Consider the following 1,492-nt stretch of genomic DNA (forward strand, 5'->3'; position numbering starts at 1 on the left):
GTCGATCATCCCCGCTGTCACATCCGCGCTCTCATCCTTCTTTGCAAAGGCAGGGTCAAGCCCCGCCTTGCGCAGCTCCCGCACCTCCTTTACCGTGAGAGAGCGGATCGTGATTTTGCTTGTCGTTTCGTTTGTCATTTTGTTCCTCCTAAAAATGAGTATCAAAAAACCCGCCCAGATTGAGCGGGTTCATGATGAAGTTGTTGTTTACTGCTGATTGCGCTTGCGGCGGGCGCGTTCCATGCGCTTCCCCATAATAACGCCGTAGTTGTAGGCTTTCGTAATCTCCCACGACCGATCATCGTTATGAAGATCAATGATGGAGCAAAGTCCATCAAATTCCGCCCCCCTTAGGAATCGGCTGTTCAAGCACCATCTCTACCGCCGTCATAACTACGCCGCCTCCCGTCCGAAAATCTTCTCAAACACAGGAATGACGCTCTCGTAGTACCGCCACGTCTCGACTTCCTTCACGGAATGCTCGGACTTGCTGTAGAACAGCTTACCGTACTCAGGCGTCTTGAGCTTGTGCGCGTTCGCGAGCTTGCCGATCTTGTTTGCCGACACGCCGAACATCGCACCAATCTCTGTTGCGGAGTACGTCTTGCGCTCGACCTCCTGCAAGGGCAGGACGGGAACGCCGCCGTTGAGTGCCTCTGCCGACTTCGCTTGCAAGATGTAGCGGTACTCGGGGATGTCGATCTGCGCGGCGATCTTGAGGTACTGGTTCGACTCACGCACACGCGCGTTCAGCATACGGGCTTTGAGCTCCTGCTCCTTGAACTCGCTGCGTTCTTTCGGGATGGTGTTGTACGAGCCGGTCTTGCGGATGGAGGGCAGCACTTCCGATGTAACCCAACGCTTGAACTGCTTTGCCTTGGGGAGCTTCGAGCCGAAAATCAGAGCATAGACGCCTGATTCGTTGATGATAACAGCCTTGCTCTTGTAGTTTGAACCAGTCCCCTGAATGAGGGTACTGGTTTTATCTTCCTCATCAACATGCGTGGCAATGGCGTTCTCGGGTTTTGCATAGCCCAGAATATCCGCAACGTCCTTGCCGACGAAATACGGCTCTCCATCCTTCACAATCGTCCGCACCTTACCGAACTCGGCGTTCTCGAAAATCTGTACTTCGTTTGCCATTATACATTCTCCTTTGCAATCCCCGTCGGATTTGGTATAATGGATTTACAAAATCCTTTGGGGTTCTGTCATAAGCACTCGTTTGTCCTTGGTCGGAGGCGGGTGCTTTTTACTTGTCCTTCAAAGTCTTTATCCCTGTTCGCACACCGTCTGCACGGCTCACCTTCTCCCGCTCACAGTATGAATCGAGAATGCTAATTGCTTCCTCGTCTACACGAACGGTCAATTTTACCGTCTTTGGTGTACCCGCAACAGGTCTACCGGCTTTTTTCTTGTCTGACACAATCTAACCCTCTTGACTTTTGTCGACAAAATGAATAACATGATTGTGTCGACAAAATAAAGGAGG

At 51.7% G+C, this 1,492-nt stretch carries 2 protein-coding genes; both read right to left on the reverse strand.

Going from position 1 to position 1,492, the window contains the following annotated elements; genetic code table 11:
- Nucleotides 1-207 precede the first annotated feature (207 nt).
- Nucleotides 208-369, reverse strand: a complete 162-nt coding sequence (locus AXF19_RS14215; protein WP_157092471.1) for a hypothetical protein — start codon at nt 367-369, stop codon at nt 208-210.
- Between the two features lie 24 nt (nt 370-393).
- Nucleotides 394-1,143 (reverse strand): BRO-N domain-containing protein, encoded by a 750-nt coding sequence (locus tag AXF19_RS03375; RefSeq protein ID WP_066845040.1) that lies wholly within the window; start codon nt 1,141-1,143, stop codon nt 394-396.
- Nucleotides 1,144-1,492: the final 349 nt, after the last annotated feature.

Origin of the sequence: Selenomonas sp. oral taxon 126 (genome assembly GCF_001683335.1) — a bacterium.
Taxonomy (GTDB): domain Bacteria; phylum Bacillota; class Negativicutes; order Selenomonadales; family Selenomonadaceae; genus Centipeda.

Excerpts from the sequence above, each read along its gene's own strand:
- AXF19_RS03375 (WP_066845040.1), bottom strand. The coding sequence starts at position 1,143 with ATGGCAAACGAAGTACAGATTTTCGAGAACGCCGAGTTCGGTAAGGTG.